The sequence below is a fragment of the Tepidiforma sp. genome (genome assembly GCF_034432735.1).
Classification (GTDB): domain Bacteria; phylum Chloroflexota; class Dehalococcoidia; order Tepidiformales; family Tepidiformaceae; genus Tepidiforma.
In genome coordinates, this window is the sequence record NZ_DAOUBJ010000069.1 from 1 (window position 1) to 3,692 (window position 3,692).

General features: G+C 64.0%; 3 protein-coding genes. All 3 read left to right on the forward strand.

All coding sequences use genetic code 11. The features are described from left to right. The first annotated feature begins 536 nt into the window (after positions 1 to 536). From rpsL to fusA, 3 genes are read left to right on the forward strand one after another with little or no spacing between them, the layout of a single operon-like run. On the forward strand, positions 537 to 980 hold the full coding sequence (gene rpsL / locus VAE53_RS06860) for a 30S ribosomal protein S12 (protein WP_322818625.1): 444 nt from the start codon (positions 537 to 539) through the stop codon (positions 978 to 980). A gap of 33 nt (positions 981 to 1,013) precedes the next feature. Next, on the forward strand, positions 1,014 to 1,484 hold the full coding sequence (rpsG, locus tag VAE53_RS06865; protein WP_322818626.1) for a 30S ribosomal protein S7: 471 nt from the start codon (positions 1,014 to 1,016) through the stop codon (positions 1,482 to 1,484). A 12-nt stretch (positions 1,485 to 1,496) separates the two neighbouring features. Beyond that, positions 1,497 to 3,572, forward strand: a complete 2,076-nt coding sequence (gene fusA / locus VAE53_RS06870; protein ID WP_322818627.1) for an elongation factor G — start codon at positions 1,497 to 1,499, stop codon at positions 3,570 to 3,572. The last annotated feature ends 120 nt before the right edge of the window (positions 3,573 to 3,692 follow it).

Below are 3,692 nucleotides of genomic sequence, written 5' to 3' on the forward strand. Positions count from 1 at the left end.
AAGAAAAACCGCTCCACAACCCCCCGGAAAGGCCACGCCCAGGCCACCCGGATTTGGGGTGGGGGCGCCCCCGAAAGAGCGCCCCCGTGCGACGGGGAGGACAATGTCGCCAGGCGCCCTTTGGTCAGGAGGCCGCCTACCATCAACAAACGACCACATCCCCACCAGGCCCAGAGTCCACCCGAGAACGGATCGGTAGCCAGTTGGGAACACCCGTCATATCATCCACACAGGCGAGCCGTCCGAGGGCGCCGCCCCACCGCCTCGCCCGCACGCGCGCCAGCGGGTTGACAGCACCCCGTGCTATGCTAACCTTCCCCCTTGGCGCTTCTTGACTGGCGAACCTTCTGAGTTTGCACAGGTCGCAAAGCTGCGTGCTTGAAGACGGCTCTGCGCTCGGGAAACCAGCGCGGGGCGCTGTTCACGAACAGGCTTTTCGGCCTGTTTTCGTGCCCAGAACACCAGCCGGCCCCCCGGCAACCATCCAGGCGCCCCACCAGGCGCCCACCAAACGCTGAAACGCAGGGGAAGCAGGAATGCCGACCATCAACCAGCTCGTTCGCAGAGGGCGAACCAAGAAGACGAAGAAATCGGGCGCGCCTGCCCTGCTCTTCAGCTTCAACTCCAACACCGGCAAGCTCACCAAAGCCGTCGGCCGCGGCAACCCCCAAAAACGCGGCGTCTGCACCCAGGTCCGCACCCAAACCCCCAAAAAACCCAACTCCGCCCTCCGCAAAGTCGCCCGCGTCCGCCTCGTCAACGGCATCGAAGTCACCGCCTACATCCCCGGCGAAGGTCACAACCTCCAAGAACACTCCGTCGTCCTCGTCCGCGGCGGCCGCGTCAAAGACCTCCCCGGCGTCCGCTACCACATCGTCCGCGGCGCCCTCGATGCCACCGGCGTCAACAACCGCAAACAGGGCCGCTCCAAATACGGCACCCGCAAAAACGCCCAGCCCGCCGCCGGCCGCAAACGCTAACCAACCCAGGCAGAAGAAACCCGGAGTCCGAACATGGCCCGACGCACCAAGCCCGAAAAACGCCCCATCCCGCCGGACGCGCGCTACGGCAACGTCCACGTCCAGATCTTCATCAACAAACTCATGCGACGAGGCAAAAAAAGCGTCGCCGAAAAAGTCGTCTACCGCGCCTTCGACCGCATCCAAACCCAGACCGGCCGCGACCCGCTCGACGTCTTCCAGCAGGCCATCCGCTCCGCCACACCCGTCCTCGAAGTCAAACCACGCCGCGTCGGCGGCGCCACCTACCAAGTACCCGTCGAAATCCGCCCCGACCGGCGCATCGCCCTCGCCATGCGCTGGATCCTCAACGCAGCACGCAACCGCAACGGCCGCTCCATGAGCGAAAAGCTCGCCGCCGAACTCCTCGACGCCGCCAACGGCACCGGAGCTGCCATCAAACGCCGCGACGACACCCACCGCATGGCCGAGGCCAACCGCGCCTTCGTCCACTACCGCTGGTAAATCAGGAGTCCCATGCCCCGCAACGCCGACCTCGATCGCATCCGGAACATCGGGATCATCGCCCACATCGACGCGGGCAAAACCACCGTGTCCGAGCGCATCCTCTTCTACACCGGCAAAACCTACAAACTCGGCGAAGTCCATGAAGGCGCCGCCACCATGGACTGGATGGAACAGGAGCGCGAACGCGGCATCACCATCACCTCCGCCGCCACCACCTGCGAGTGGAACGGACACCAAATCAACCTCATCGATACCCCCGGCCACGTCGACTTCACCGCCGAAGTCGAGCGCTCCCTCCGCGTCCTCGATGGCGGCGTCGTCGTCTTCGATGCCGTCGCCGGCGTCGAACCCCAGTCCGAAACCGTCTGGCGCCAGGCCGACCGCTACGGCGTCCCCCGCATCGCCTTCGTCAACAAAATGGACCGCGTCGGCGCCGACTTCTGGCGCACCGTCGACATGATGAAAGACCGCCTCGGCGCCAACCCCGTTCCCATCCAGATCCCCGTCGGCGCCGAAGCCGAATTCGACGGCTGCATCGACCTCATCGAAATGTGCTGGTGGTGGTTCGGCGGCGAAAAAGGCGACAAACCCGAACGCCGCCAAATCCCCGACCACCTCCTCGACGCCGCCCAAAAAGCCCGCGAACAGCTCATCGAAGGCATCGGCAACGTCGACGACCAGATCGCCATCGCCTACCTCGAAGGCCACGAAATCGGCGCCCACGAACTCAAAACCGCCATCCGCCGAGCCACCATCGCCAACCTCGCCAACCCCGTCCTCTGCGGCTCCGCCCTCAAGAACAAAGGCGTCCAGCTCATGCTCGACGCCGTCGTCGACTACCTCCCCAGCCCCCTCGACATCCCACCCGTCAAAGGCATCGACCCCAAAAACGGCGGCGAAGTCGTCCGCCACGCCAGCGACAGCGAACCCCTCGCCGCCATCGCCTTCAAAATCGTCTCCGACCCCTACGTCGGACGCCTCGCCTACCTCCGCGTCTACTCCGGCGTCCTCAAAGCCGGCGAAACCGTCCTCAACTCCACCAAACAAGAACGCGAACGCATCGGCCGCCTCCTCCAAATGCACGCCAACCAGCGCGAAGACATCACCGAAATGGGAGCAGGCGGCATCTGCGCCGCCGTCGGCCTCAAGCAAACCTTCACCGGCGACACCCTCTGCGCACCCGATGCCCCCATCATCCTCGAAAGCATCCAATTCCCCGAACCCGTCATCCGCGTCGCACTCGAACCCAAAAGCAAAGACGACCAAGACAAGCTCGCCACCGCCCTCTCCAAAATGGCCGAAGAAGACCCCACCTTCCACTGGACCTTCGACGAAGAAGCCGGCCAAACCATCATCTCCGGCATGGGCGAACTCCACCTCGAAGTCATCGTCGACCGCATGAAACGCGAGCACAAAGTCGAAGCCAACGTCGGGCGCCCACAAGTCTCCTACCGCGAAGCCATCACCCGGCCAGCCAAAGCCGAAGGCCGGTTCGTCCGCCAATCCGGCGGCCGCGGCCAATACGGCGTCGTCCAGCTCGAAGTCGAACCACTCGAGCGCGGCCAAGGCTTCATCTTCGAAAACCGCATCGTCGGCGGAGCCGTCCCCAAGGAATACATCCCCGCCGTCCAACAGGGCGTCAAAGAAGCCCTCCAAGGCGGCGTCGTCGCCGGCTACCCCGTCCTCGACATCAAAGTCGCCCTCGTCGACGGCTCCTACCACCCCGTCGACTCATCCGAAATGGCCTTCAAAAACGCCGGCTCCATCGGCGTCAAAGAAGCCATCAAAAAGGCCGGCCCCGTCCTCCTCGAACCCATCATGAAAGTCGAAGTCCGCTGCCCCGAAGAATACTTCGGCGCCGTCGTCGGCGACATCAACTCCCGCCGCGGCATGATCCTCGGCAGCGAATCCATGGGCAAGACGCAAATCGTCCACGCCATGGTCCCCCTCGCCGAAACCTTCGGCTACTCCACCGAACTCCGCTCCATCACCCAAGGACGCGCCAGCTACAGCATGGAGTTCGACCACTACGAAGAAGTCCCCAAAAACATCGCGGCCACCCTCACCAAACAGGCCGTCGGCTAACCACCACATCACCGCCACCCAGGAAGACACGAAAGGAACAAAACACCATGGCGAAGGCGAAATTCGAGAGGACGAAACCGCACGTCAACGTAGGCACGATCGGGCACGTCGACCACGGGA